We start from the raw sequence: 25452 nt of genomic DNA on the forward strand, positions 1-25452 counted from the left end.
GTACCATGGCCCCAACCCCTATGCAGAAACCCTGGTCTCCCGTCGTCTGGATCGGCTACGCCATGTGCGTCGGCGTCATGGGCACCGCGCTCGCCAGCCCGCTCTACCCGCTGTACCAGCAGGCCTGGGGGCTCAAGCCGAGCGACATCACGCACATCTTCGTGGTCTACATGTTCGGCGCGCTGGCCAGCCTGATGTTCCTCGGACGGCTCACGCAGCGCTACGGCGCGCTTTCCATCCTGCGCACCGGGCTCGTGCTGATGACGGCGGGCGTGCTGCTCTCGGCGCTGGCGTGGAACACGCCGGTCTTCATGCTGGCGCGCACCATGATCGGCCTGGCCTCGGGGATGATCACCACCTCCGCCTCCACCGGCATGGTGCAGGCCAGCCCCGGGCGCGACCCGCGCCGCACGGCGGCGCTCACCTCCATGGCGATCACGCTGGGCTTCGGCCTGGGGCCGCTGGTGGGCGGCCTCATCGCACAGTGGGCGCCCTGGCCGCTCGTCACCGCCTACCTGCCCACGGCTGCCATGGGCCTGCTGGCCGTCTACGCGCTGCACCGGCTGGAGGGCTTGCCCGCCCCGGTGCAGGACACGCTGCCGCCCGGCACCTGGCGCGGCGTCATCGCCCAGTGGATGCCGCGCATGACCCGCCCGCCGCGCGCGCGCCGGCGCCAGTTCTGGCTGGCCAGCATGGGCGCATTCAGCGCGTTCGGCATGTTCAGCCTGTATTCCTCGCTGGCGCCCAGCTTCATGCGGGAAATCGTGCCGTGGCACGGCCCGGCCGTGAGTGGCCTGTCGATCGCGATGATCCTGTTCCTGTCGTCCGCCTTCCAGTTCCTAGTGCGCAACTGGCGCACCAAGCGCGTGGTGCTGACCAGCGGCGTGGCCCTGGTGCTGTGCAACCTGCTGCTGGTGGCGACTACGCTCACCGGCCACACGGCGGTGTTCGTTGCCGCTGTGCTGATGACCGCCTTCGGCCACGGCCTGGCCAGCGTGGCGGGCATGGGCGTGATCAGCAAGCTCACCCAGCCGCACGAGCGCGGCGGGCTGCTGTCGTCGTACCTGATCGTGGGCTACCTTGGCACCATCGTGCCGATCCTGGGCATGGGCTGGCTGTCGGACCATCTCGGGTTGCACCGCGCGCTGCTGGTGTTTTGCGGTGCGATGGCGCTGCTGTGCGCCACGGTCACTTTTCTGGCGGCGCGCACCGAGGAGATTCTGGTGCCACAGCAGGTGCCTTGAACGCGCGTACCGGCAATGTCACTGCACTCCCGTATTGCGGGTCCAGGCAAGTCCCTATACCAAAGGCACCGCAGTCTCGAACTTCGCGCAGTGCATCGCGAACGTGCTCTTGAAGTTGCGCACGTTGTTGTTCGACGAGAACACCGCCCGTGTGAACGCGTGGTAGTGCTCCATCGACGGCGCATTCACGATCAGCAGGAAGTCGAACTCGCCCGACACCTCGTAGCACGCCTGCACATCGTCCTCGGCCAGCATGCGCTGCTCAAACGCGCGCAGCAGTGCGTCGTTCTGCTTGTCCAGCTCCACCGACACGAAGGCCGTCAGCGCCCGTCCCACCTTGCGCCGGTCCACCAGGGCCACCTGCTTGAGCAGAACCCCCGATTCGCGCAACTGGGCCACGCGCCGCTGCACGGTGGCGGGCGAGCTGTGCACGCGCTCGGCCAGCGTGCGTACCGGCAGCGATGCGTCCTGCTGCAGCAGGGTGAGGATCTGGGTGTCGAGGCGGTCCAGCGGGGCCATGGCGGTCAGCGGTACAAAAGTGGCAGATAGACGGCCATTGTGCGTTCTCTATCCCGCAATGGGCCTGCATTGCGATGAAATGTCCCACGGCGGCGCGCCAAGAATCACGCCATGGACCACACCGCCCCCGACGACTTTTCCGGCCAGCTCGTGCGCTGGCGCCGCCATCTGCACCAGCACCCCGAAACCGGCTTCAACGAACAGCGCACGTCCGATTACGTGGCCGGCATCCTCCAGGCCCTGGGCCTGGAGGTACGCCGGGGCATCGGCGGCACGGGCGTGGTGGCCAGCCTCAAGGCCGGCACGGGCACGCGCGCCATCGGCATCCGGGCCGACATGGATGCGCTGGCCATCGCCGAGGCAGTGGGCCCGGACCAGGGCCGCACCCACGCCTCGCGCAATGCGGGCTGCATGCATGCCTGCGGGCACGACGGCCACATGGCCATGGCGCTGGGCGCCGCGCGGCTGCTGGCCGAGCGGCGGGACTTCGACGGCACGGTGCGCTTCATCTTCCAGCCCTCCGAGGAGCATGGGCGCGGCGCCGCCGCGATGATGGCCGACGGGCTGTTCGAACGCTTTCCGGTGGACGAGATCTACGGCGCGCACAACATGCCGGGCATGGCCGAAGGCCGCATCGCCACGCGCGCGGGCGGCATCATGGCCAGCGAGGACAACTTCGCCATCCACATCACCGGCCGGGGCGGCCACGCCGCGCGCCCGCACATGGGCGTGGACCCGCTGGTGATCGGCGCGCAGATCGTGCTGGCGCTGCAGACCATCGTGGCGCGCGCCGTCGATCCGGGCGACAGCGCCGTGGTGTCGTGCACCGAGTTCATCACCGACGGCATCCGCAACGCCATCCCCACGCACGTGACCATCAAGGGCGACACGCGCAGCTATTCGCCCGCCGTGCAGGCGCTGCTGGAGGCGCGCATGCGCGCCATCTGCGAAGGGCTGTGCGCCGCGCACGGCGCGCACTGCACGGTGGAATACACGCACGAGTTCGCGCCCATCGTGAACTGGCCCGCCTGCACCGACGCCGCCGTGGCCGCCGCCACCGCCGTCGTGGGGGCGGACCAGGTAGACGCCGACGTCGCGCCCATGATGATCTCGGAAGACTTCGGCGCCTTCCTGCGCCACGTGCCTGGCGCGTTCGTGTTCATCGGCAACGGCGCGGGCGACCGCCCCGGCGGCGTGCCGCTGCACAACGCCCGCTACGACTTCAACGACCGCGTGCTACCCGTCGGCGCGCGCTATTTCGCGGAAATCGCCCGCCGCCGCCTCACGCCATGACCACGCCCCTCGTCACCAACTCCCAGGCGCGCCGCGGCGCATACGACGCCGAACTGCACGCCCTCATGAACCTGGCCACCGCGCGCCAGAGCCGGCAGTGGCTGCGCCCCTGGAGCGGCCTGCACCCCGGCCCCACGCCGCTGTGGGACCTGCCGGGCCTGGCCGCGCGCCTGGGCGTGCAGAGCATCGCGCTGAAGGACGAATCCACCCGCTCTCCGCTGGCGAGCTTCAAGACGCTGGGCGCGCCCATCGCGCTGCTGCGCCTGGTGCTGCGCCGCTGGCCCGGCGCGGGCTTCACGCCCGAAGGACTGTGGGCCGGCCGGCATGCGCAGGCGCTGGGCGGCTTCACTGTCATCAGCGCCACCGACGGCAACCACGGCCGCGCCCTGGCCGCCGCGGCGCAGAGCATCGGCTGCCGCTGCGTGATCGTGCTGCACGCGCATGTGAGCCAGGAGCGCGAGGCGCCCATCGCCGCGCTGGGCGCGCGCATCGTGCGCATCGCGGGCAACTACGACGACTCCGTCGCCGAGGCCGCGCGGCTGGCCGCCGAACACGGCTGGCAGGTGGTGTCCGACACCTCGTACGACGGCTACGAGGACATTCCCCGCGACGTGATGCAGGGCTATGGCGTGATCGCCGACGAGGTGCTCGACACCGCGCCGCCCCAGGGCCCCTGTCCCTATACCCATGTCTTCCTGCAGGGCGGTGTGGGTGGCCTGGCCGCGGGCCTGGCCAGCGTGTTCTGGGAGCGCTACGGCGCGCAGCGCCCCACCCTCGTCGTCGTGGAGCCGCAGCAGGCCGACTGCCTGCAGCAAAGCGCCCTGCGTGGTGCTCCCGCGCGCGCCACGGGCACGGTCGATTCGGTGATGGCGGGCCTGGCCTGCGGCGAAACCTCTCCGCTGGCCTGGCGCTTCCTCGCCCCCAGCGTGGATGGTTTCCTCACCGTGAGCGATGCCGACGCCGAGCAGGCCATGCGCCTGCTGGCCGGCGGCGAGGCCGGCGACGTGCCCATCGTCAGCGGCGAGTCGGGCGCCGCCGGCCTGGCCGGCCTGGCGGCGCTGCTGCGCAGCCCCGCACTGGCGGACCGCATGGGCCTGGACGCCCAGTCGCGCGTGCTGCTGGTCAGCACCGAAGGCGCCACCGCCCCGGGCGTGTACGAATGCATCGTGGGCCGCAGCGCCGAGGCCGTGCGCGCGGCCCAGGCTGCCTGGCTGCGCGTGCAAGGCGGCATCGACGGCACGGCCCTGCAGCAGCGCCTGCACGCGCACGCCGCCATCGGCGCCACCGACGCCGGCGGCGTGTGCCGCATCGCCCTCACCGACGCCGACCGCGCCGGCCGCGACCAGATCGTGGCCTGGATGCGCGAATGCGGCCTGCACGTGCAGGTGGACCGGATCGGCAACATCTTCGGCACGCGTACGGGACAGGAAGCCCACGCCGCGCCGGTGATGACCGGATCGCACATCGACACCGTGGCCACCGGCGGCCGCTACGACGGCAACTACGGCGTGATCGCGGGGCTGGAGGTGGTGCGCTGGCTCGACGCGCGCGGCATCGGCACGCGCCGCCCCATCGTCGTCGCGGCCTTCACCAACGAAGAAGGCGTGCGCTTCATGCCCGACATGATGGGTTCGCTGGTGCACGCCGGCGGCCTGCCGCTCGCGCAGGCGCTGGACACCACCGGCACCGACGGCGCCCGCCTGGGCGACGAGCTGGCGCGCATCGGCTACGCGGGCGACCTGCCCTGCGGCAGCATCCGCCCGCATGCGTTCGTGGAACTGCACATCGAACAGGGGCCGGTGCTGGAGGCCGAGGGCATCGACATCGGCGTGGTGCACGACCTGCAGGGCATCTCGTGGCAGGAGATCGCCATCACCGGCCAGTCCAACCACGCCGGCACCACGCCCATGCACCTGCGGCGCGACACGGGCTACTGCGCTGCCGCCATCGCCGTCTTCGTGCGCGGCCTGGCCGGCGCGGCAGGCGGCACGCTGGTCGGTACCGTAGGCGCGATCGGCCTGCACCCCGGCCTCATCAACGTGATCGCCGCACGCGCCACGCTCACCGTGGACCTGCGCCACACCGACGAGGCGCTGCTGCAGCGCGCGGAGGAGCAGCTTGCCGAGTACCTGCAACAGCTCGCAGCCGAGCAAGGCGTGCATATCGCGGCGCGGCGCCTGGCGCGCTTCGCCCCCGTGCGCTTCGACGAACGCATCGCTGCACGCATCGCAGCAGCCGCCGCCGCGCGCGGATACAGCCACCGCCGCATGACCTCCGGCGCGGGGCACGACGCGCAGATGATGGCGCGCATCTGCCCGTCGGCCATGGTCTTCGTGCCCAGCCACCAGGGCATCAGCCACAACCCGCGCGAATACACCGCGCAGCGCCATCTGGCCCAAGGCGCCGATGTACTGCTGGACGTGGTGCGCTCGCTGGCCGATGAGCAATAGGAGCCTGATAAGCGCTATCGAACCCCTGTGCAACCGCTAGACCACAGCAGCGCCAAACGACTCGGGCCGTCGCGCAAGCAGATGAGACAGCCGTCGAAGACCCGCCTTTAAGCGCTCACGGTCCTTGACGCAGCCCAAAGAAATCCGAATGGCATTCACGGACCCGCTGCCATTGGCGAATGCCTCTGCCGGCGTGACGGCTATCCCCTCGCTGTCGGCGGCACGCGCCAGCTGCGAGGAGTTCCAATATCCGGGCAACTCCAGCCATACATGCAGGCCGTCTCCCGCGCCGCTGTACCGCCCCGCCAGAATATCCCTGGCCATCCAGTGGCGCAGACGCGCCTCCTTGCGTACGCCTTCCATCAATGCGGCAGCCGAGCCGTCGAGGATCCACTGCGTGGCGAGGGCTGCCGTCAGAGGAGCGGCCATCAGCGCAAATGACCTGAGCGCGACCAGGAACCGTTCGCGTTCGTGCGGGTCACGTATGAGCACAAACGCGACCCGCAAGCCGGGCGTCAGGCATTTCGACAGGGTCGAGATGTAGTACGCCTGCTCCGGAGCAAACGTGGCAACAGGTGGTGGAGGGGCATCGGCAAGCAGCCAATAGGGATCATCCTCAACGATTCGTACATTGCAGCGCTTCGCAATGCTGGCGAGCTCCTGGCGCCGGCGTTCCGGAATGGTGATGGCGGTCGGGTTCTGCAATGTCGGATTGAGGTATACCAGCGCAGGCTTGTGCTGGCGGCACGCTTGCTCAAGCATCTCAGGCACCATCCCGTGCCCATCCGCTTCCACCGCAATGATGTGGCGGCCGAATTGGGTCGCTGCGGTACGCAGGCCGGGATAACTCGTCGGCTCTGCCAATATCACATCGTCAGGCCTCGTCAGTGCAAGGATCAGTGCGGCGATCGCCGCCTGCGCGCCCGGGCAGACAACCACCTGCACTGCATCCAGATAGCCAAACATCGGTTCGAGCCATCGGGCTCCAGCCTTGCGGTCCGAGTCGCTTCCCCCGCCCAAGTGGTAAGTCATCAGCAATCCGGCATCCGACCTCATCAATACTTGAGACAAGCCCTGTTTCAGCAGGTCGTCGAAGTCCACGCCATCCGGCGATGGCGGGGTATTCATGCTCAGGTCGAGGATCGATGTCAGTTCGACTTTCGGTGCCGCGACATAGGTACCTCGAGCGCCGCGGCCCTCCAGCAAGTGGCGGCGCCTGGCTTCATCGTATGCGCGCGTGACCGTCGTCAGGTCGACGCCCAGCAGGGTTGCCAGCAGGCGCTGCGGAGGCAGGCGGTCACCCGGCTTCAGCGATCCTTCTGCCATCGCCGCCTGCAAGGCATCCGCAATCTGCAGAAAACGCGGCCCGCCATGCACGGCCAATCGCGGCAGCCAAATGGGCAAATTGTCATCTTGCATGGTTTTCAGCGAGGACATTTTGTCTCGATGTATGGAAATTGCTTTCAGCCAATATGCCTCAGGACGTGCAGCGACCCCACTCTTGTATGGCAATCGCTGACGTTTGCGCCTCTCTCATCCGGGACGGTGGTGCTCCTCGCGATAGACAGTGTCAAGTCATAGGGTGGAAATTCTCAAGATGATCGATTGGGTTCCTGTAGTCTTCGTTACGTTCAAGGTTCTCATCTTCGGCACCTGCATGTTCTTCGCCGTCAAGTGGCATTACGACCAAGGCAAGAGGATGGACAAGCGCGCGCTGCTGCGCACGGGCTGCAAGGTGGCTGCTGTCTTCATGCTGGGGCTCCTGGGGGTGATGCTCTTCACATTCACCCTTGCCAAGAGCCTCGGTGTGGACTTGAGCCTCCCCTGACCGCAAGGGCTGGCCGGCCGATATCCGGCAGTGCCTCGCAACACACTGCAGCGCCGCTCCAGCCCTCCCTCAGGGCAAACCTTTCCCCACTTCCCTCAAGCACTCCACCAGCAACCCCGTCACTGGCGTCATCGCCTGACCCCGCAGGGTGATGAGGCCCACAGGCGGCAGTCCCACCGGCACCGGCAGCTTGAGCGCGGCCACCACGCCGCGCTGCGCATAGTGCCGCGCCACCGTGCCCGCCATGAAGGCCACGGCGCCGCGCTGGTGCATGAAGGTGATTTGCGAGAGGAACGCCGCCGATTCGATGATGTCCGCCGGCGGGTGCAGGCCGTGGGCGAAGAACTGCTGCTCCAGCTTCACGCGCAGCGACGCCCAGGGCGGGGGCATCACGCAGGGCTGGGCGGCGATGTCGGCCCAGGTGGGCCTGCGCTTTTTCACCAGGGGGTGCGCTGGGTGCACCACGGCAGCCATCGGGTCTTCGTAGAGCGGCTCGGTTTCGAGGTCGGGCGAGGCATAGGCGGGTTCCAGGCGGCCCACGAACAGGTCCAGCTCGCCCAGGCGCAGGCGGGGCAGCAGGCGCGTGAGGTCGCCCTCGTCGATCAGCACGGTGGTGCGGCTGGAGCGGGCCTTGAGCCGTTCCACGGCGCGCGAGAGCAGCACGGGCGTGGCGGCCACCATGGCGCCCACGCTGGTGCGGCCGCTGGCGCCGCTGGCCTCGGCGGCGATCTCGTCGCGCGTGCGCTCGTAGCCTGCGAGCACCGAGCGCGCGAAGCGCACCACGCTGGCACCGGCGGCCGTGGGCTCGGTGCCACGCGTGGAGCGCTCGAACAGCGGCAGGCCGAACATGTTCTCGATCTCCGCCAGCGTCTTGGAGACGGCCGGCTGCGTGACGGAGAGGAATTCCGCCGCGCGGCCCAGGTGGCGGAACTGGTCCAGCGCCACCAGCATCTGCAGGTGGCGCAGCTTGAGGTTGCTGCGCAGCACGCGGTCGATCTTGCTCATGGCGGTCCGCCCTGCTCCGCCGCTGCGGGGTATGTAATGGCTCCGTCGGCCTGCACCACCGCGCCGGGCGTGAGCCTGGCGGGCTCCAGCCGGCCCGGGCCCATGATGTGGAACACCGCCTCGCCGCTGGCGATCAGGTAGTCGGCCACGATGCGGCGGTGGCAGCGCCACCACACGGCTTCGGCGCACATCAGCGCGCAGCGCCGCGCGAGCCCCGCGTGGCGCAGGTGTTCGAGGCCGGCGCGGAATGCGGGCGACAGCGCATAGTCGGCGTAGCGGTGGAAGCTCGGGTTCTCCCAATAGCCGTTCAGCGCGCGCGCCAGTCCGGGCGAGCGGCCACGCAGGCCGCCCAGCGCGGCGATGTGTTCGTAGGCCATGCCTTGCGCGGCCAGGGCCGGTGCCAGCGCATCGTGGTTGAACTGCGGATTGGCGCGCGACATGGGCATCTTGCGGATGTCGGCCACCAACTCGACGCCGGCCTCGCGCAGCAGCGCCTCGAACTCGGCCAGGCTGCGGTTGGAATGGCCGATGGTGAAGAAGGGCGCCGCCTGCGTCATAGCAGCCGCAGCGCGCTGCCTTTGTGGGCGGCGACGTGGTCGGTCTTGTCGCTCTTGATCTCGTACTGCGGCTCCTGCGCGCTCGCGCGGTGCCGGTGGCCCTTGTAGTCGAAGTCGCTGGTGTGCACCGCGATGATGGTGCCGGTCACATGCCCGGCCTCGGAGTTCCAGCGCACGTGGTCGCCCACCTTGAATCGTGCCGTCGTGTTCATGGGGTGTCTCCTTCGCTGCCTGCATTGTGCGCCGCCCGGCGTTCCGGCCCGCGGTTTCATAACCCGCAGGCAATGAAGACTGTCGATATTTTCATTGGATTGTTATGCGGCAGTTTCCAACAATGGCGCTGTTTCGCACAACCCCACGACAGAAGGAGACAACATGACCACGCCACGCAGCGTGCAGCGCCGCCACGTGCTCGGCGCCCTGGGCGCCACCACCCTCGCCGCCGCATCCGGCCGCCTGTTCGCACAGAGCGGGCCCGAACGCCCCATCACCTTCATCTGCCCCTGGCCCGCCGGCGGCACGGCCGACCAGTCGATGCGCGCGCTGTGCACCGTGGCCGGCCGCGTGCTGGGCCAGTCCATCGCGGTGGAGAACAAGGCGGGCGCCTCCGGCATGATCGGCGCGAAGGCGCTGGCATCGGCCAGGCCCGACGGCTACACCATCGGACAGATCCCGATCTCGGTCACGCGCTTCTCGCAGCTCGGCACGCTGCAGGCCGACCCGCGCAAGGACTTCACCTACATCGCGCGCACCTCGGGCCAGACCTTCGGCATCGCCGTGCCGGCCAATTCGCCCTACAAGACGCTGCAGGAATTCGTGGCCGCCGCCAAGGCCAAGCCCGGCCAGGTGACCTATGCCCACGCAGGCGTGGGTGGTGCCACGCATGTGGGCATGGAGGAATTCGCCGGCGCCGCGGGCATCCAGCTCAACCACGTGCCCTACAAGGGCGGCGCCGAGGCGCTGCAGGGCGTGCTGGGCGGCCACGTGGACGCGCTGGCCGACTCCAGCTCGTGGGCGCCGCACGTGGAAGCCGGCAAGCTGCGCCTGCTGGCCACCTGGGGCGAGCAGCGCACGCCGCGCTTCAAGGACGTGCCCACGCTCAAGGACCTGGGCTACAACGTGGTGGTGGATGCGCCCAACGGCATCGGCGCGCCCAAGGGCGTGGACCCGGCCATCCTCGCCAAGCTGCGCGACGCCTTCAGGCAGGCCGTGGCCAGCCCCGAGTTCAAGGCCGTGACGGACAAGATCGACGCGCCGGTGATGTACCTGGACGGCCCGGACTATGAAAAATACGTGAACACGGTCTACCAGAAGGAGGCCGTGCTGATCGACAAACTCAAGCTGCGCGAGCTGATGAAATCATGACCACCCCGAGCGCCAGCCAACTCCTGCATCTGCACCCCAACGACAACGTGCTCGTCGCCAAGGCGGCGCTGGCGCTGGGCCAGGAGATCCCGGAGCTGGGCGTGCGCACGCGCGCCCAGGTGCCCGCCGGGCACAAGATCGCCGCGCGCCCCATCAAGGAGGGCGAGCAGGTCAAGAAGTACGACACGGTGATCGGCGTCGCCACGCGCGACCTGGAGCCCGGCGATTACGTGCACAGCCACAACCTCAAGCTGGTGGACTATTACCGCGACCCGGCCTTCGGCGCCGACGTGCGGCCGGTGGACTACCTGCCCGAGGATCAGCGCGCCACCTTCCAGGGCTTCGTGCGCGCCGACGGGCGCGTGGGCACGCGCAACTTCATCGGCATCCTCTCGTCGGTGAACTGCTCGGCCACGGTCATCAAGAACATCGCGGCGCACTTCACGCCCGAGCGGCTCGCGGCCTTCCCCCACGTGGACGGCGTGGCCGCGTTCGCGCAGACCAGCGGCTGCGGCATGTCCTCGCCCAGCGAGCATTTCGACGTGCTGCGCCGCACGCTGGCGGGCTACGCGCGCCACCCCAACCTGGCGGCCGTGCTCATCGTGGGCCTGGGCTGCGAGCGCAACCAGGTCGACGGGCTCATGGAATCGCAGGGCCTGCATCAGGGCCCGTTGCTGCGCACCTTCGTGATGCAGGAGACGGGCGGCACGCGCGCGACCATCGCGGCGGGCATCCAGGCGATCGAGGAAATGCTGCCCATCGCCAACCAGGCACGGCGCCAGACGGTGAGCGCGAGCCACCTCAAGATCGGGCTGGAGTGCGGCGGCTCCGATGGTTTCTCGGGCATCACCGCCAACCCGGCGCTCGGCGCGGCGATGGACATCCTGGTGCGCCACGGCGGCACGGCCATCCTGAGCGAGACGCCCGAGATCCACGGCGCGGAGTTCATGCTCACGCGCCGCGCCATCACGCCCGAAGTCGGCCAGAAACTGCTCGACCGCCTGGCGTGGTGGGAGAAGTACGCCAGCGGCCAGAACGCGCAGTTCAACGGCGTGGTGGGCCACGGCAACCAGGCCGGGGGCCTGGCCAACATCTTCGAGAAATCGCTGGGCAGTGCCATGAAAGGCGGCACCACGCCGCTGCAGGCCGTCTACGAATACGCCGAGCCCATCACGCAAAACGGCTTCGTGTTCATGGACTCGCCCGGCTACGACCCCGTGGCATCGACGGGCCAGATCGCCAGCGGCGCCAACCTGATCTGCTTCACCACCGGGCGCGGCTCCATGTTCGGCAGCAAGCCCGCGCCGACGATCAAGCTGGCGAGCAACACGCCGATGTACCGCCGCCTCGAAGAAGACATGGACATCAACTGCGGCATCATAGTCGATGGAGAATGCACGGTGCCCGAGATGGGCGAGCGCATCTTCCAACAGATCCTGCGCCATGCCAGCGGCGAGCCGACCAAGAGCGAGTCGCTCGGCCTGGGCGACCATGAGTTCGTGCCCTGGCATCTCGGCATCGTTAGCTGAAGCACTCCTGAAACCATAGCTGCTTGCGCTTTCCCATCAGGCGCTGGCGGCTGATTTGACTCATAACGCCATGCCGCTCACCCTCACCCGCACCGACCTGATCCGCAGCGCCAACTTCATCGGCGGCGCCTGGAGCGCCACGCCCACCGCACGCCTGGCCGTCACCGACCCGGCCACCGGCGACGTCATCACAGAAGTGCCCGACAGCGGCGCTCCAGAGGCCCGCGCCGCGCTGGACGCCGCCCACAACGCCTTTTCGGCATGGCGCAAGGTGCCGGCCAAGCAGCGCGCGGCGATCGTCAAGCGCTGGAATGACCTCGTGCTGGCGCACCAGGACGACCTGGGCAAGCTGATCTCCCTCGAACAGGGCAAGCCCCTGGCCGAGGGCAAGGGCGAGGTGGCCTATGCCGCGAGCTACATCGAATGGTTCGGCGAGGAGGCCACGCGCATGAACGGCGAGGTGATCCCCGCGCCGCTGCCCGGCCGGCGCATGTTCGCGCTGCGCGAGCCCGTGGGCGTGGTGGCCGCGATCACGCCGTGGAACTTTCCCGCCGCGATGATCGCGCGCAAGATCGCGCCCGCGCTGGCCGCAGGCTGCACCGTGGTCTGCAAGCCTGCCGAGGACACGCCGCTCACCTCGCTCGCGCTGGTGTTGCTCGCGCACGAGGCGGGCGTGCCGCCCGGCGTGCTCAACATCGTCACCGCATCGCGCGAGAAGACGCCCGAGGTGGTGGACGTGTGGCTCGACGATGCGCGCGTGCGCAAGATCACCTTCACCGGCTCCACGCCCGTGGGCAAGCACCTCGCGCGCCGCAGCGCCGACACGCTCAAGAAGCTCTCGCTGGAGCTGGGCGGCAACGCGCCCTTCATCGTGTTCGACGACGCCGACGTGGATGCCGCCGTCGAAGGCTTCATGGCCGCCAAGTTCCGCAACGGCGGCCAGACCTGCGTGTGCCCCAACCGCGTGTTCGTGCATCGCGCCGTGTTCGACGCCTTCGCCGCCAAGCTCTCCGCGCGCGTCGGCGCGCTGAAAGTGGGCCCGGCGAGCGACCCGGCCTCGCAGATCGGCCCCATGATCAACGACCGCGCGGTGGAGAAGATCGAGCGCCACGTGCAGGACGCCGTCGCCAAGGGCGCCAAGGTGCTCACCGGCGGCAAGCGCCTGAGCGAGCTGGGAGCCACCTACTACGCTCCCACCGTGCTCGCGGGGGCCGATGCGTCCATGCAATGCGCGTGCGAGGAAACCTTCGGCCCCGTCGCGCCGCTGACCGTGTTCGACGACGAAGCCGAGGTAATCGCCGCCGCCAACGACACGCCCTTCGGCCTCGCCGCCTATTTCTACAGCCAGAACGTGCGCCGCATCTGGCGCGTGGCCGATGCGCTCGAATCCGGCATCGTCGGCATCAACGAAGGCGCCATCTCGGCCGAGGCCGCGCCCTTCGGCGGTGTGAAGGAGTCGGGCTACGGGCGCGAGGGATCGACGCACGGGCTGGAGGACTACCTGCACATCAAGTACGTCTGCCAAGGCCAACTGGACTGAACATGCCCGCACACAACCCCTTCAAGACTGCGTTGGCGAACAAACAGGCGCAGATCGGCCTGTGGCTCTCCATGGCCGACCCGTACCTGGCCGAAGCCTCCGCCACCTGCGGCTACGACTGGCTGCTGATCGACGGCGAGCATGCCCCCAACGACCTGCGCAGCACCCTGGCTGCGCTGCAGGCCATGGCGCCCTACCCCGGCCAGCCCGTGGTGCGCGTGGTGGAGGGCAGCACCGCCCTCATCAAGCAGATGCTGGACATCGGCGCGAAATCGCTGCTGGTGCCCATGGTCGATACGCCAAGCCAAGCCCGCGACATCGTCGCCGCCACGCAGTACCCGCCCAAGGGCGTGCGCGGCGTGGGCAGCGCCGTGGGACGCGCGTCGCGCTGGAGCAGCCGCGCCGACTACCTGGCCGTGGCCGACGACGAGGTCTGCCTGCTGGTGCAGGCCGAGACCGTCACCGCGCTCGGCAACCTGGAGGCCATCTGCGCGGTGGACGGCGTGCACGGCGTATTCATCGGCCCGGCGGACCTCGCCGCGTCGATGGGCCACCGGGGCAACCCCGGCCACCCCGAGGTGCAGGCCGCCATCGAGGGCGCGATGAAGACCATCATCGCCAGCGGCAAGGCCGCGGGCACGCTCACGTCGGACCCGGCGCTCGCCCAGCGCTACCTCGACCTGGGCTGCACCTTCGTGGCCGTGGGCGTGGACGTGCTCATGTTCGCCAACGCGGCGCGCAAGCTGCGCACCCAGTTCGCGGGCGCCGCCGTGACCGCGCCGGGCGCGCCCGGCGCAGCGTATTGAACGGCCTCAGAAATCGGCGGTCAGGCCCACGTACAGGCGCCGGCCGTCGAGGGTCTTGCCGTAGTCTGCGGTGCTCACTTCCTTGTCCAGCAGGTTGTAGAGGCCGCCGAACAGGCGCAGGTTCTTGTTCACCTGGTAGGTGGCGCCCAGGTCCACCAGCGTGTAGGCCGGCAGCTGGCTGGTGCCGCCGTCGATGGTCTTGCCCTTGTAGCGCGCCTTGCCCCAGAGCTTGAGCGGGCCGGTCACGCTCCAGTCCGCGCCCAGGTTCAGCATGTGGCGCGGCAGGTTGTTCAGGGGCTTGCCCACGTCGGCGCCGCTCTTGATCTCGCTGTCGGTGAAGGTGTAGGACGTGGACAGCCGCACCGCGCCCAGCGGCATGCTCAGCGAGGCCTCCAGCCCGGTCAGGTCGGCGGAGCTGACGTTCACGTACTGGTTGATGCGCTGGCGCGTCTCGCCGTTGTAGTGGCAGTCGGGCGCCGAGGCGGGGCTGGTGCAGATGGTCTGCGTGCTGATTTTGTCCTTGTAGCTGGTGCGGTAGACCGTCACGCCGGCGTTGGCGCCTTCGGGCGAAGTCCAGTTCAGGCCGATCTCGTAGTTGGTGCTCTTCTCGGGCTTGAGGTCCTTGTTGCCCATGTCCCACGCGGCGCCGCGCGCGGCGATCTCGACGATGTTGTCGTCAGCCTGCTTGAGCGTGGGCGCCTTGTAGCCGCCGCTGACGCCGCCCTTGAGCACGAACTCGGGCGTCAGACGGTACACGCCGTACAGGCGCGGAATCCACTCGCTGCCGTAGTGCTCGTTGCGGTCGTAGCGCAGGCCGCCGACCACGGAGAGCTGGTCGTTCAGGAAGTATTCGTCCTCCGCGAACAGCGCCATCTGCCAGCGCGACAGGTCGGTCATGCGCGAGCCGGGGAAGCGGCTCGCGTCGTGGTTGGTGCTCTCCTTCTTGTACTCGCCGCCGAACGAGAGCATGTGGCTGCCCATCGGCAGCACCGTCTTGGTGTTGGCGAAGGTGGCGGCGTATTCAGAATGGTTGCTGCCATTGGTGATCTCCACCTCCTCGCGCGTGATGAAGGAGCTGGTGCGCGCACCCGCGCCCCAGTCCACGTCGTGCGTCAGCGCGAAGTAGTCGCGCTCGTTGTTCACCGAACCGGCCGCGCCGGTGCGCGCCGTGCGCGTGTTGTCGCTCTCGCCGTGCGTCGCCTCCAGGCCCAGCGTCTGGGCGCCGGTGAGCTTCCAGGCCAGCTTGGCCGTGAGGTCCTTGCGCTCCTTGGCGGCGTAGCCGCCAGTGAAGCCGTCCTCGCTGCGCTGGAAGCGCGAGCCGTACAGCGTGAGGCCCAGGCGGTCGGAGACGATGGGGCCGCTCAGGTAGAAGCGCTCCTGGTGCTCGCCGCCCGCATCCGAGCGCTCCTGCAATACGCCGTCCACGGTGACGCTGCCGGTCCAGGCGCTGGCCACCTTCTTGGTGATGATGTTGATCACGCCGCCGAGCGCACTCGATCCGTAGAGCGACGACATCGGCCCGCGGATGACCTCGATGCGCTCGATGGCCGAGACGGGCGGCAGCCAGCCCACCTGCGTGGCGCTGCCGAAGCCGTTGTAGTACGCCTGCGAGGACGAGCCCAGCGGCTTGCCGTCGACGAGGAACAGCACGTAGTCCTCGCCCAGCCCGCGCATGTAGACCTGCGTGGACTCGATCTTGCCGCCCGCGCCGCCTTCGATGGAGATGCCGGGAATGTCCTGCAGCGCGTCGGTCACGTCGCGGTAGCGCTTGCCTTCGAGCTGCTCCTGCGTGACCACGGTGATGGACGCGGGCGCGTCCGACAGCGCCTGCTCGTAGCCCGTGGCGGTCACCACCACGGCGGACAGCTTGGCCTCGGGCTGCGCGGCGCCGGCCTGGGCCTGCGCCCACGAGGCCGCGCCGCCCGCGAGCACGCCGGCCGCCAGGCGTGCGGCCCAGCGCATGCGCGATGGAGGGAAAGGGCTGGAAATCGAATGCATGGAGTCTCCTGTGGATGAACAAGCCGCGCGCAGGGCGTGCGCGGCCCGGCCCCGCGCGCGGGGCCTGGGATGGAAGGGCCTTCCCGCGCCCCGGGGCGCAGGAAGGCCGGCGGAAAAGTCAGAGCGGAAGGGAGAGCAGCGCGGCCAGCAGCCCCACGGCACCGGCCGCGGGCGCCGCACGCCGCGCCGCATGGGGCGCATAGGTGAGCAGCAGCCCCAGCGCCAGCGCGGCGAAGGTCAGCAGGCCCAGCCACGCCGTGACCGCCACCGATGCGTTCCAGCGCACGAGGCACGGCAGCAGCGAGGCGGCCAGCAGGCCGTAGCCGCCCGCGCGCCAGGCCAGCGCACGGCCCTGCGGTGCGAGCCGCAGGTCGTCCCCGTGCCGCTCCATCGACGCGGCAATGGCGGTGAAGGCCGCGAAGGCCAGGAACAGGGCAGACCAGGCCATCATTGCGCCCGCTCCCAGGCCTGCGCCTTCACGGCCACGCCGCCGGTGGCGGGTGCCGCCGCGCGCGGCGCGGGCTTTGCGGCGGGCTTTCCGCGCAGCAGCCACCAGACCACCCAGCCGTGCAACGCGGCCAGCGCCAGCATGGTCAGGTCGAACCCGGCGATGCTCCACTGCCCGTGCGGAACGCTCTGCGCGAGCGAGGCGCCGCCCGTCAGCGGGTTGAGCACCGGCAGCAGCGCGAACAGCAGCGCGGCGAGCAACATCTGCTCCAGCCACGCGCGGCGGTGCGTGCGCACCAGCGGGTGCAGCAGGCACAGCAGCCAGGCGATGAAGAAGCCGCGGATCTCCCAGTCGCCGCGCGCCTCCAGCCCCGCGGGCAGCAGCCGGTTCATCCAGAAATACGCGGCCGTGGCGACCGACAGGCCGGCGATGGAGCCCACGTTGAGCACTTCCACCAGCCGGTGGCCGAACGGCGTGCGCCCGAGCTTGCGGCGCTCGGGCAGCCGCTTGACCACCCACAGCACCATGCCCGTGGCCGCCATCACCGTGCCGACCACGCCGGAGAGAAACAGCAGCCAGCGCACGGCGGGCTCGGCGAAGCGGCCCAGGTGCACGCCCGTGACCACGTTGCTCGTGGCGCGCACCCACGAGGGCGCGGCCGGCTCGGGCCGATCGCGCATCCGGCCCGTGGCGCCGTCGAACAGCAGCGTGCGCGCCTGGCCGCGGTTGGCCAGGCTCTCGCCGCCGCCCTCGCGCAGCTCGATGGTGGCGCGCGGCGTGCCGGGCGCGTTCACGGTGATGCTGCCCACGCCGTGCACGGGCCAGCGCTGCGCGGCCTCGGCCATCAGCGGCGCGACGGGTGCCAGCGCCGCGGCCCCGGCCTCCTGCCTGCCCCCGCGCTGGCGCTCGCCCTGCGCCGTTGCCTGCGGGCGGGCGCCGCGCACTTCGGCGAAATAGGCGTTCGTGTCGCCGCCGTAGATGGCCTGGATGCCCCAGGGCATGAGCATGAACATCAGCAGCACCAGGCCGCTGAAGGTGATGACGATGTGGAACGGCAGCGCCAGCACGGCCGTGGCGTTGTGCGCGTCGAGCCACGAGCGCTGGCCCTTCTTGGGGCGGAAGGTGAAGAAGTCCGTGAAGATCTTCTTGTGCGTGATGACGCCGCTGAGGATGGCCACGAACATGAACATGGTGGCGATGCCCACGATCCAGCGGCCCCACACGCGCGGCATGGCGTACAGCTCGAAGTGGAAGCGGTAGAGGAAGGCGCCGCCGCGCGTCTCGCGCGGCTCGATGCGCTCGCCCGTGGCGGCGTCCAGCGTGGCGCGCTTGAGCCCGGCGCGGCCCTGCGCGGCCCCCGGCTCGCGCCAGGAGGCTTCCACCGCCGTCTGGCGCGGGCCGGGCAGCGAGAGCGTCCAGGTGGTGGCCTCGGGCGCGATGCGCTGCATGGCGTCCAGCGCGCGCTGCGCCGTCTCGGGGCCGGGCACGGAGGCGTGCAGCTCGGGCCGCATCCAGTCGTCGATCTCGTCGCGGAAATAGCTCAGCGTGCCGGTGAAGAACACGGCGTAGAGCAGCCAGCCCAGCAGCAGGCCGCTCCAGGTATGCAGCCACGACATGGACTGCCGCAGCCCCTCGGGCTTGCCGTCGGGCCTCATGCCGTCCCCCCGCGCTGCAGCCACCAGGCGGCCAGCGCCAGCACCGCGCCGGGCAGGCACACGCCCGCCCATGCGCGCCAGGCGCTGGCGCAGCCGAATGCCCACATCGCCGCCACGGCGTGGACGATGAAGGCCAGCAGGGTCGAGGCCAGCGCCGCGTCGGCGCGTGGCATGCCCAGCCCGGCCATCGCATGCGCGCCCACCGCCGCGCCCGCCGCCGCGAGCAGGTAGCCGCCGGCCACGGCGGCGACGGTGCGCGAAGCTACCGCCGCGCGGTAGCGCCGCAGCGAGGGCGGCGGCTTGGCTGCCGGTGCAAGGGAAACCATCCGTTCGGTCCTTTCTGGCGCCTTTCCGTAGTGCCGGAAGGCGCTTTGTCAAAAACGGTAATGATAATAATTTTTATTACCTATTTTGAGGGCTATCAAAAATGGAGCTGGCCGCGCTTGTCCAGCAATGGTTTCAGAAGGGTTTTCTATCGAAGCCCAGTAGCAGCAAGCGCAGCCAGCTCTCTTTTTTGCGCATCGCTCTCACGCGGCAGCCGCGGCGATGACGGCTGCCAGCCGCCGCGCGGCCTCCGCGACCTGCTCCGCCGGGAACGCCCCCAGGCCCAGCACCAGCCCCGGCCGGCCGCTGCCGGGCGCATACATCGGCGACAGCGGGCGCACCGCCACGCCGGCCCGCACGGCCTGGAGGGCGACCGCCCGGTCGTCGATGCGCGGCGCCAGCCACAGCACGCAGTGCATGCCCTGGTCGCTCGGCTGCAGCCATGCCAGGCCGCCGGGCAGCGCCTCCTGCAGGATCTGCAAGAGCTGGGCCCTGCTCTGCGCATAGACGCCCCGGATGCGCCGGATGTGCCGGTCCAGGTGCCCTTCCGCGATGAAGGCGGCCAGCACGTGCTGGTCGGCGCTGGGCGGGTGCCGGTCCATGAGCGCGCGGGCGCCGCGGAACGCCTGCACGAGCGCGGGCGGCACGACGGCATAGCCGAGCCGCAGCGAGGGAAAGAGGATCTTGCTGAAAGTGCCCAGGTAGACCACCCGCCCGGGGTCCAGCCCTTGCAGCGAGGGAAACGGGTGGCCCGTGTAGCGCAGCTCGCTGTCGTAGTCGTCCTCCACGATCCACGCCGAGCGGGCGCGCGCCCAGTCCAGCAGCGCGTTGCGCCGCGCCATGCCCATGGGCATGCCCAGAGGGTACTGGTGCGACGGCGTGACGAACGCGGCGCGGGCGCCGGGGCACAGGCGCAGGCCGGCCGCGACGTCGATGCCCTCCTCGTCCACGGGCACGCGCACCATCCGTCCGGGCGCCAACGCGTCCAGGAGGGCCGTGATGCCCAGATAGGCGGGGTTCTCCACCCAGGCGCAATCGTCCTGCCCCAGCAGCACCATGCAGGCGAGGAACAGCCCCTGCTGCGTACCCGTGGCGACGATGACCTGCTCCGCGCCGCAGTGCACGGAGCGCGACCGCCGGACGTAGTCGGCAATGGCCTCCCGCAGCGGCAGCGCGCCCTGGGGGTCGCCATAGCCGCCAGGCGCGCCCGCGCCATGGGCGCGGATGCGGTTGCCCAGGCGGCGCCACGCCAGGCCGGGCGCCGCCATGCCCACGGGCACGGAGACGGCGAACGGCACGGGCGGCAGCGGCGTGAACTGCGAGGCCACCCGGGCGAATGCCTCCGCCGCAGGCGGTAGCGGGGGCAGCGGCATGCCGCGCGCCGCCCCCTTGCGCGGCACGCCCGCCAAAGACGGCGCGACCTGCGTGCCCACGCCGGGGCACGACACCAGGAAGCCCTCGGCCATCAGTTGCTCGTACACCTGGACCACCGTGCCGCGGGCGATGCCCAGGGATTCGGCCAGCGCGCGCGTCGACGGCAGCGACTCCCCCGGCTGGAGCCCGCCGCCCTTCACCGCGTCGCGCAGCTTCTGCGCCAGCTGGCGCCCGAGCGCGCCGGCGCTGCGGTCGAGCGGGCCGATGGCGGGGATCTGCGGTGTCTTGGCGGTGCGCGGCATGCGTTGTGGTCCACGAAAATAAAGCGAAACTGGTACACCTTCCTGAACCAGGATAGACGAACAATCGCCGCCATGTACACCCCCGCCCACTTCGAAGAATCCCGCCCCGAGGTCCTGCACGGCCTCATCGCCCGGCACCCCATGGGCACCCTGGTCACCCACGGCGCCAAGGGCCTGGACGCCAACCACCTGCCGTTCGAGCTGCGCGCGCAGGAAGGCGCGCAGGGCATGCTGCACTGCCACGTGGCGCGTGCCAACCCCGTGTGGCAGGAACTGGCCAATGGCGACGAGGTGCTCGTGATCTTCCGCGCGGGCGACGCCTACATCTCGCCGCAGTGGTATCCGAGCAAGCAGGAACTGCACAGGCAGGTGCCCACCTGGAACTATCTCGTGGCCCACGCCCACGGGCGCGTCACCATCCGTGACGACGAGCGCTACGTGCGCGGCATGGTGGGCCGCCTCACCCGCACGCACGAGGCCGGCCAGCCCGTGCCCTGGAAGATGACGGATGCGCCCCAGGACTTCATCGACACGCTGCTCAAGGCCATCGTCGGCATCGAGATCGAGATCACCCGCCTGGAGGGCAAGGCCAAGCTGAGCCAGAACAAGGAAGCGCGCGACATCCAGGGCGCGGGCGAGGCGCTCGCCGCCCGCGGCGAGCGCCTGGTGGGCGAGGCTATGCTCGCCGCCGCCAGCGCCCGCCGAACTGGTTGACCACCATGCCCAGCAGCACGCCCGCCGTGCCCAGCCACTGCAGCGCCGAGGGCCGCTCGCCCAGCAGCAGCAAGGCCGAGAGCAGCCCCACCACCGGCACCAGCAGCGACAGCGGCGCCACGGTACTGGCCGGGTAGCGCTGCAGCAGGCGCGTCCACAGGCCATAGCCCACCAGGGTGGAGAGGCCCGCGAGGTAGCCCACCACGGCCAGCTCGCGCCAGCCGAAGGCGGCGAGCTGCGCGGCCATGTCCCCCTCCAGCCACGCCGAGAGCAGCAGCAGCGGCACCACGGGGAACAGGCTGCTCCACACGATGAAGGGCACGGGCTCGTAGGGGCCATGGCGCGCCGCGTGGCGCGTGAGCAGGTTGGAAGTGGCCCACAGCGCCGCCGCGCCCACGGTCATCAGGAAGCCGGCCAGCGTCATGTCCCGCGCCGAATCGCCGTGCGCGCTGCCGATGGCCAGCAGCCCCAGCGTGGCGACGGCCAAACCCCACCACTGCCAGCGCTGCGGGCGCTCGCCCAGCAGCGCGGCGGCCAGCAGCAGCGTGATGAACGCCTGCGTCTGCAGCACCACCGAGGCCATGCCCGCCGGCATGCCCAGGCGCATGCCGGTGAACAGCAGGCCGAACTGCCCCACGCCCTGCGCCAGCCCGTAGGCGGCCAGCAGGCTCCACGGCAGGTTGCGCGGGCGCGGCACGAACAGCAGCAGCGGCAGCGACGCGGCGATGAAGCGCAGCGCGCACAGCAGCAGGGGCGAGAGCGTGGCCAGCCCCCACTTCATGACGACGAAGTTCAGCCCCCAGATCACGACCACGACGAGGGCCTTGGCCCAGTCCGGCCGCGAGAGCGCGGGGCCCATCAGCTGCCGGCGACCTTCATGCGGTTGACGAGGATGGAGCCCACCGTCTTGGCGCCGTAGTTGTAGGCGTCAGCGCCCACGGCCTCGATGCCCATCAGCATGTCCTTGAGGTTGCCGGCGATGGTGATCTCGTGCACCGGGTAGGCGATGCGGCCGTTCTCCACCCAGAAGCCGCTCGCGCCGCGCGAGTAGTCGCCCGTCACGTAGTTCACGCCCTGGCCCATGAGCTCGATGACGAACAGGCCCGTGCCGAGCTTGCGCAGCATCGCATCGAGGTCGTCGCCCGCCCGCGTGAGCCGCGAGGTGAGCGTGAGGTTGTGCGAGCCGCCCGCGTTGCCCGTGGTCTTCATGCCGAGCTTGCGTGCCGAGTAGGTGCTGAGGAAGTAGCCCTCCACCCGCCCGCCATCGACCACCTGGCGCGGTGCGACGCGCACGCCCTCCTCGTCGAACGGAGAGCTGCCCTTGCCGCCGAGGATGAACGGGTCCTCGCGCACGTCGATGTGCTTGGCGAAGACCTGCTTGCCCAGCGCATCGACGAGGAAGCTGCTCTTGCGGTAGAGCGCGCCGCCGCTCACGGCCTGCACGAAGCCGCCCAGCAGCCCGGCGGCCAGGGGCGACTCGAACAGCACGGGGCATTCGGTGGTGGCGATCTTGCGGCTGCCCAGGCGGGAGAGCGCCCGCTCGGCGGCGTAGCGGCCCACGGCGGCAGGGGCGGCCAGCTCGCGCGCGTCGCGCATGGAGCTGTACCAGGCGTCGCGCTGCATCTCGGCGTTGCGGCCGGGCAGCGAGGCGATCGGCGCCACCGAGATACTGTGGCGCGAGCTGGCGTATCCGCCGCGAAAGCCGCGCGTGTGCGCGCTGAAGAAGTGGCTCTGCTGCGCCGAGACGCCCGCGCCCTCGCTGTTGGTCACGCGCTTGTGGGTCTTGAAGGCCGCCTCCTCGCATTCGAGCGCTAGGCGCGCAGCCTCTTCGCTGGTGATGGGCCAGGGGTGGAACAGTTGCAGATCGCGGTGCTCCGCCTGGGGCGCGATGTCGGCCTCGTCGGGCAGCCCGGCCACGGGGTCTTCGGCCGTGAAGCGGGCGATGTCGTAGGCGGCCTGCACGGTGCGCTGCACGGCGGCGGGCGAGAAATCGGACGTGCTCGCGTTGCCGCGCCGCTTGCCCATGTAGACGGTCACGCCCAGCGACTTGTCGCGGTTGCGCTCCACCGTCTCCAGTGCGCCCTTGCGCACGTTGACCGACAGGCCGCAGCCTTCGGACGCATCGGCGCCGGCGTCGGTGGCGCCGAGCTTCCTGGCGTGCCGCAGGGCCTGATCGACGAGGTCTTCAAAGAAATCGCGGGAGTAGCTGAAGCCGCTTTCAGGCTCGGAGACGGGTGTATTCATAGCGGCGGCTATGATACCGGCCCCTTCCGCGAGCAAACCCATGTCACGCAAACCCAAAAAAGGCTATTACGTGAAGGGCCACTTCGTTGCCGAGGGCAGCGAGCTGGACCTTCAGCTCAAGGCCGAACTCAAAGGCACGTCGGAATCGAGCAAGACCGACCTCAAGCGCGAAAGCGAGGCCCTGCAGTCGCTGGGCCAGGCGCTGCTCACGCTGCGCGGCGACCTGTTCGCGCGCCTGGAACTGCCCGAGAAGCTGCAGGAGGCGCTGGCCGAAGCCAAGCGCATCACCAACTTCGAAGGCAAGCGCCGGCAGATGCAGTTCGTCGGCAAGCTGATGCGCAAGCTGGAGGACGCGCAGCGGGACGCCATCCACGCCGCGCTGGACGAGCAGCAGAACGGCTCGGCAGCCGAGAAGCTGGCGCTGCACCAGGCCGAGCACTGGCGCGACCGGCTCATCGCCGACGACGGCGCGCTCGCCCAGTGGCTGGAGCAGTTCCCGCGTACCGACACGCAGCAGATCCGCGCGCTGATCCGCCAGGCGCGCAAGGACGCTCCCGCCGCACACGATGCCAAGGTGGCCGAATCGCAGGGCCTGGCCCCGCGCAAGGGCCGCGCCTACCGCGAGCTGTTCCAGCTCGTGCGCGAGCAGATGCAGGATGCCGCCGAGCTGGCGGCCCATGAGGAGCGACAAGCCGATGCCTGACACGCTGCCCCCGCCCGAGCCGGTCAAGATCGGCATCGTCTCCATCAGCGACCGCGCGAGCGGCGGCGTCTACGAGGACAAGGGCCTGCCCGCACTCAACGACTGGCTGGGGCGCGCGCTGCACAACCCCATCGCCTTCGAGCCGCGCCTGATCCCCGACGACCAGGCCACCATCAGCGCCACGCTCATCGAACTGGCCGATGCCGGCTGCAGCCTCGTGCTGACCACCGGCGGCACCGGCCCCGCGCTGCGCGACGTGACGCCCGAGGCCACGCTGGCCGTGGCCGACAAGGAAATGCCCGGCTTCGGCGAGCAGATGCGCCAGATCAGCCTGCGCTTCGTGCCCACGGCCATCCTCTCGCGCCAGGTTGCCGTGATCCGGGGCCAGTGCCTCATCATCAACCTGCCGGGCCAGCCCAAGGCCATTGCCGAGACGCTCGAAGGGCTGCCGGATACGCCCGGCATCTTCGCGGCCGTGCCCTACTGCATCGACCTGCTCAAAGGGCCGTACCTGGAAACGCGCGCCGCCGTGTGCAAGGCGTTCCGGCCCAAGACGGCCGTGCGGCACGTGCGGCCGGATTGATAGTCAAATCGGCCTCCAGCGCTTGCCTGGCAAGCGCTGGCAGCTATCGTTCTTGAATCAATCCGCCCAGGTCACCACGCCCGACCACGCGGTCAGCAGCACCACCACGCCGAAAACGATGCGGTAGTAGGCGAACGGCACGAAGCTGTGGCTGCTGATGTAGCGCAGCAGCCAGCGCACGCACAGCCAGGCGCTGATGAACGAGAACACCAGCCCCACCGCGAACAGCGGCACGTCGGCCGCCGACAGCAGCGCGCGCTCCTTGTAGAGGCTGTAGACGCCCGCGCCGATCAGCGTGGGAATGGCCAGGAAGAACGAATAGTCCGTCGCCGCCTTGCGCGACAGCCCCAGCAGCATGCCGCCGATGATGGTGGCGCCGCTGCGGCTGGTGCCCGGCACCATCGCCAGGCATTGCACCAGCCCCACCTTCAGCGCGTCCATCGGCCCCATGTCGTCCACCGACTGGATGCGCACGGCCGTCTGCTGGCGCCGCTCGGCCCACAGGATGATGAAGCCGCCGACGATGAAGGTGCTGGCCACCACCACGGGCGTGAACAGGTGTGCCTTGATCGCCTTGCCCAGCAGCAGCCCCAGCACCACGGCGGGCACGAAGCCGATGAGCACGTTCAGCGCGAAGCGCTGCGCCTGGCGCTGCGTGGGCAGGGCCACCAGCGTATCGCGGATGCGCTGCCAGTAGACGAGGATGACGGCGAAGATCGCGCCGGTCTGGATGGCGATGTCGAAGACCTTGGCCTTGGCATCGTCGAAGCCGAGCAGCGCGCCGGCGAGGATCAGGTGGCCTGTGGAGGAGATGGGAAGGAATTCGGTCAGGCCCTCGACCACGCCCATGACGGCGGCCTTGGCCAGCAAAAGAAGATCCACGCGGGTGTCCTGAGAAAACGGCAAGAGCGCGGATTATCCATTCCCACCCCCGCGAAAGCGTCTCGCGCGGCCCTGGCGCCATTCGTCGC

General features: G+C 69.8%; 24 protein-coding genes and 1 pseudogene. 12 read left to right on the forward strand and 13 right to left on the reverse strand.

Annotated elements, in window-relative coordinates:
• Positions 1-20: 20 nt before the first annotated feature.
• The gene (locus tag AVS7_RS06245; RefSeq protein WP_020227567.1) at positions 21-1244 is read left to right on the forward strand and encodes an MFS transporter; all 1224 of its coding nucleotides are present in this window, start codon (positions 21-23) and stop codon (positions 1242-1244) included.
• Between the two features lie 54 nt (positions 1245-1298).
• On the opposite strand, the gene AVS7_RS06250 is transcribed toward AVS7_RS06245, so the two are convergent.
• Entirely contained in the window at positions 1299-1763 is a 465-nt protein-coding gene (locus AVS7_RS06250; RefSeq protein WP_020227568.1) for an Lrp/AsnC family transcriptional regulator, read from the reverse strand.
• Between the two features lie 111 nt (positions 1764-1874).
• Here AVS7_RS06250 and AVS7_RS06255 point away from each other — a divergent pair, with 111 nt between their 5' ends.
• The 3 genes and pseudogenes from AVS7_RS06255 to AVS7_RS25075 all read left to right on the forward strand — a co-directional run bounded on the left by AVS7_RS06255 (position 1875) and on the right by AVS7_RS25075 (position 5506).
• Positions 1875-3056 carry a M20 aminoacylase family protein gene (locus tag AVS7_RS06255; protein WP_020227569.1) on the forward strand — a complete coding sequence of 394 codons (1182 nt, stop codon included), beginning with the start codon at positions 1875-1877 and terminating at the stop codon, positions 3054-3056.
• Positions 3053-4264: pseudogene (locus tag AVS7_RS25070) on the forward strand (diaminopropionate ammonia-lyase); the annotation flags it as partial. The gene AVS7_RS06255 and the pseudogene AVS7_RS25070, both read left to right, overlap by 4 nt.
• Before the next feature lie 3 nt (positions 4265-4267).
• Complete coding sequence (locus tag AVS7_RS25075) at positions 4268-5506, forward strand: M20 family metallo-hydrolase (protein ID WP_369799083.1); 1239 nt, start codon at positions 4268-4270, stop codon at positions 5504-5506.
• A 36-nt stretch (positions 5507-5542) separates the two neighbouring features.
• Here AVS7_RS25075 and AVS7_RS06265 read toward each other — a convergent pair whose 3' ends face one another.
• Positions 5543-6925, reverse strand: coding sequence for a PLP-dependent aminotransferase family protein (locus tag AVS7_RS06265; RefSeq protein WP_034690196.1), 1383 nt, complete (start codon positions 6923-6925; stop codon positions 5543-5545).
• A 178-nt stretch (positions 6926-7103) separates the two neighbouring features.
• Between AVS7_RS06265 and AVS7_RS06270 the strand changes: the two genes are divergently transcribed.
• Entirely contained in the window at positions 7104-7334 is a 231-nt protein-coding gene (locus AVS7_RS06270; RefSeq protein WP_020227572.1) for a hypothetical protein, read from the forward strand.
• A gap of 69 nt (positions 7335-7403) precedes the next feature.
• On the opposite strand, the gene AVS7_RS06275 is transcribed toward AVS7_RS06270, so the two are convergent.
• The 3 genes from AVS7_RS06275 to AVS7_RS06285 are packed head-to-tail and all read right to left on the reverse strand — an operon-like array spanning position 7404 to position 9108.
• A complete protein-coding gene (locus tag AVS7_RS06275) occupies positions 7404-8339 on the reverse strand; it encodes a LysR substrate-binding domain-containing protein (RefSeq protein ID WP_020227573.1) in 936 nt (311 codons plus the stop codon).
• Positions 8336-8896, reverse strand: coding sequence for a DUF488 family protein (locus AVS7_RS06280; RefSeq protein WP_020227574.1), 561 nt, complete (start codon positions 8894-8896; stop codon positions 8336-8338). Before AVS7_RS06280 ends, AVS7_RS06275 begins: the two co-directional genes overlap by 4 nt.
• Positions 8893-9108 (reverse strand): DUF2945 domain-containing protein, encoded by a 216-nt coding sequence (locus AVS7_RS06285; protein ID WP_020227575.1) that lies wholly within the window; start codon positions 9106-9108, stop codon positions 8893-8895. Before AVS7_RS06285 ends, AVS7_RS06280 begins: the two co-directional genes overlap by 4 nt.
• A gap of 163 nt (positions 9109-9271) precedes the next feature.
• Between AVS7_RS06285 and AVS7_RS06290 the strand changes: the two genes are divergently transcribed.
• The 4 genes from AVS7_RS06290 (at position 9272) to hpaI (ending at position 14136) form a co-directional block, all read left to right on the forward strand.
• Positions 9272-10261 carry a tripartite tricarboxylate transporter substrate binding protein gene (locus tag AVS7_RS06290; protein WP_020227576.1) on the forward strand — a complete coding sequence of 330 codons (990 nt, stop codon included), beginning with the start codon at positions 9272-9274 and terminating at the stop codon, positions 10259-10261.
• Positions 10258-11790: a UxaA family hydrolase gene (locus AVS7_RS06295; protein ID WP_020227577.1), complete on the forward strand. Its 1533-nt coding sequence runs from the start codon at positions 10258-10260 to the stop codon at positions 11788-11790. Before AVS7_RS06290 ends, AVS7_RS06295 begins: the two co-directional genes overlap by 4 nt.
• A gap of 70 nt (positions 11791-11860) precedes the next feature.
• Positions 11861-13330 (forward strand): NAD-dependent succinate-semialdehyde dehydrogenase, encoded by a 1470-nt coding sequence (locus AVS7_RS06300; protein WP_020227578.1) that lies wholly within the window; start codon positions 11861-11863, stop codon positions 13328-13330.
• 2 nt (positions 13331-13332) lie between these two features.
• Positions 13333-14136, forward strand: coding sequence for a 4-hydroxy-2-oxoheptanedioate aldolase (gene hpaI, locus AVS7_RS06305; RefSeq protein WP_020227579.1), 804 nt, complete (start codon positions 13333-13335; stop codon positions 14134-14136).
• A gap of 6 nt (positions 14137-14142) precedes the next feature.
• Here the strand turns inward: hpaI and AVS7_RS06310 are convergent, their stop codons facing one another.
• The 5 genes from AVS7_RS06310 to AVS7_RS06330 all read right to left on the reverse strand — a co-directional run bounded on the left by AVS7_RS06310 (position 14143) and on the right by AVS7_RS06330 (position 20237).
• A complete protein-coding gene (locus AVS7_RS06310) occupies positions 14143-16134 on the reverse strand; it encodes a TonB-dependent receptor domain-containing protein (RefSeq protein WP_024001041.1) in 1992 nt (663 codons plus the stop codon).
• A 118-nt stretch (positions 16135-16252) separates the two neighbouring features.
• The gene (locus tag AVS7_RS06315; protein WP_024001042.1) at positions 16253-16582 is read right to left on the reverse strand and encodes a DUF3325 family protein; all 330 of its coding nucleotides are present in this window, start codon (positions 16580-16582) and stop codon (positions 16253-16255) included.
• The gene (locus AVS7_RS06320; RefSeq protein ID WP_024001043.1) at positions 16582-18237 is read right to left on the reverse strand and encodes a PepSY domain-containing protein; all 1656 of its coding nucleotides are present in this window, start codon (positions 18235-18237) and stop codon (positions 16582-16584) included. The genes AVS7_RS06315 and AVS7_RS06320 overlap by 1 nt, the downstream gene beginning before the upstream one ends.
• Positions 18234-18563, reverse strand: a complete 330-nt coding sequence (locus AVS7_RS06325) for a DUF3649 domain-containing protein (protein ID WP_020227583.1) — start codon at positions 18561-18563, stop codon at positions 18234-18236. Before AVS7_RS06325 ends, AVS7_RS06320 begins: the two co-directional genes overlap by 4 nt.
• A 201-nt stretch (positions 18564-18764) precedes the next feature.
• Positions 18765-20237, reverse strand: a complete 1473-nt coding sequence (locus AVS7_RS06330) for a PLP-dependent aminotransferase family protein (RefSeq protein WP_020227584.1) — start codon at positions 20235-20237, stop codon at positions 18765-18767.
• A 72-nt stretch (positions 20238-20309) separates the two neighbouring features.
• Between AVS7_RS06330 and AVS7_RS06335 the strand changes: the two genes are divergently transcribed.
• Entirely contained in the window at positions 20310-20951 is a 642-nt protein-coding gene (locus tag AVS7_RS06335; RefSeq protein WP_020227585.1) for an FMN-binding negative transcriptional regulator, read from the forward strand.
• Here the strand turns inward: AVS7_RS06335 and AVS7_RS06340 are convergent.
• Entirely contained in the window at positions 20914-21810 is an 897-nt protein-coding gene (locus tag AVS7_RS06340; RefSeq protein WP_020227586.1) for an O-acetylserine/cysteine exporter, read from the reverse strand. The two genes, AVS7_RS06335 and AVS7_RS06340, sit on opposite strands and share 38 nt — an antisense overlap.
• Positions 21810-23195 (reverse strand): metalloprotease PmbA, encoded by a 1386-nt coding sequence (gene pmbA / locus AVS7_RS06345; protein WP_020227587.1) that lies wholly within the window; start codon positions 23193-23195, stop codon positions 21810-21812. Before pmbA ends, AVS7_RS06340 begins: the two co-directional genes overlap by 1 nt.
• 40 nt (positions 23196-23235) lie before the next feature.
• On the opposite strand from pmbA, the gene yjgA reads away from it, so the two are divergent.
• Both yjgA and mog read left to right on the forward strand, forming a co-directional pair.
• Positions 23236-23898 (forward strand): ribosome biogenesis factor YjgA, encoded by a 663-nt coding sequence (gene yjgA / locus AVS7_RS06350; protein ID WP_020227588.1) that lies wholly within the window; start codon positions 23236-23238, stop codon positions 23896-23898.
• Entirely contained in the window at positions 23891-24481 is a 591-nt protein-coding gene (mog, locus tag AVS7_RS06355) for a molybdopterin adenylyltransferase (protein WP_020227589.1), read from the forward strand. Before yjgA ends, mog begins: the two co-directional genes overlap by 8 nt.
• A gap of 57 nt (positions 24482-24538) precedes the next feature.
• Here mog and AVS7_RS06360 read toward each other — a convergent pair whose 3' ends face one another.
• Positions 24539-25363: an undecaprenyl-diphosphate phosphatase gene (locus AVS7_RS06360; protein WP_034690161.1), complete on the reverse strand. Its 825-nt coding sequence runs from the start codon at positions 25361-25363 to the stop codon at positions 24539-24541.
• Positions 25364-25452 lie beyond the last annotated feature (89 nt).

It is taken from the genome of Acidovorax sp. MR-S7 (assembly GCF_000400995.2).
In the GTDB taxonomy this organism is placed as follows: domain Bacteria; phylum Pseudomonadota; class Gammaproteobacteria; order Burkholderiales; family Burkholderiaceae_C; genus MR-S7.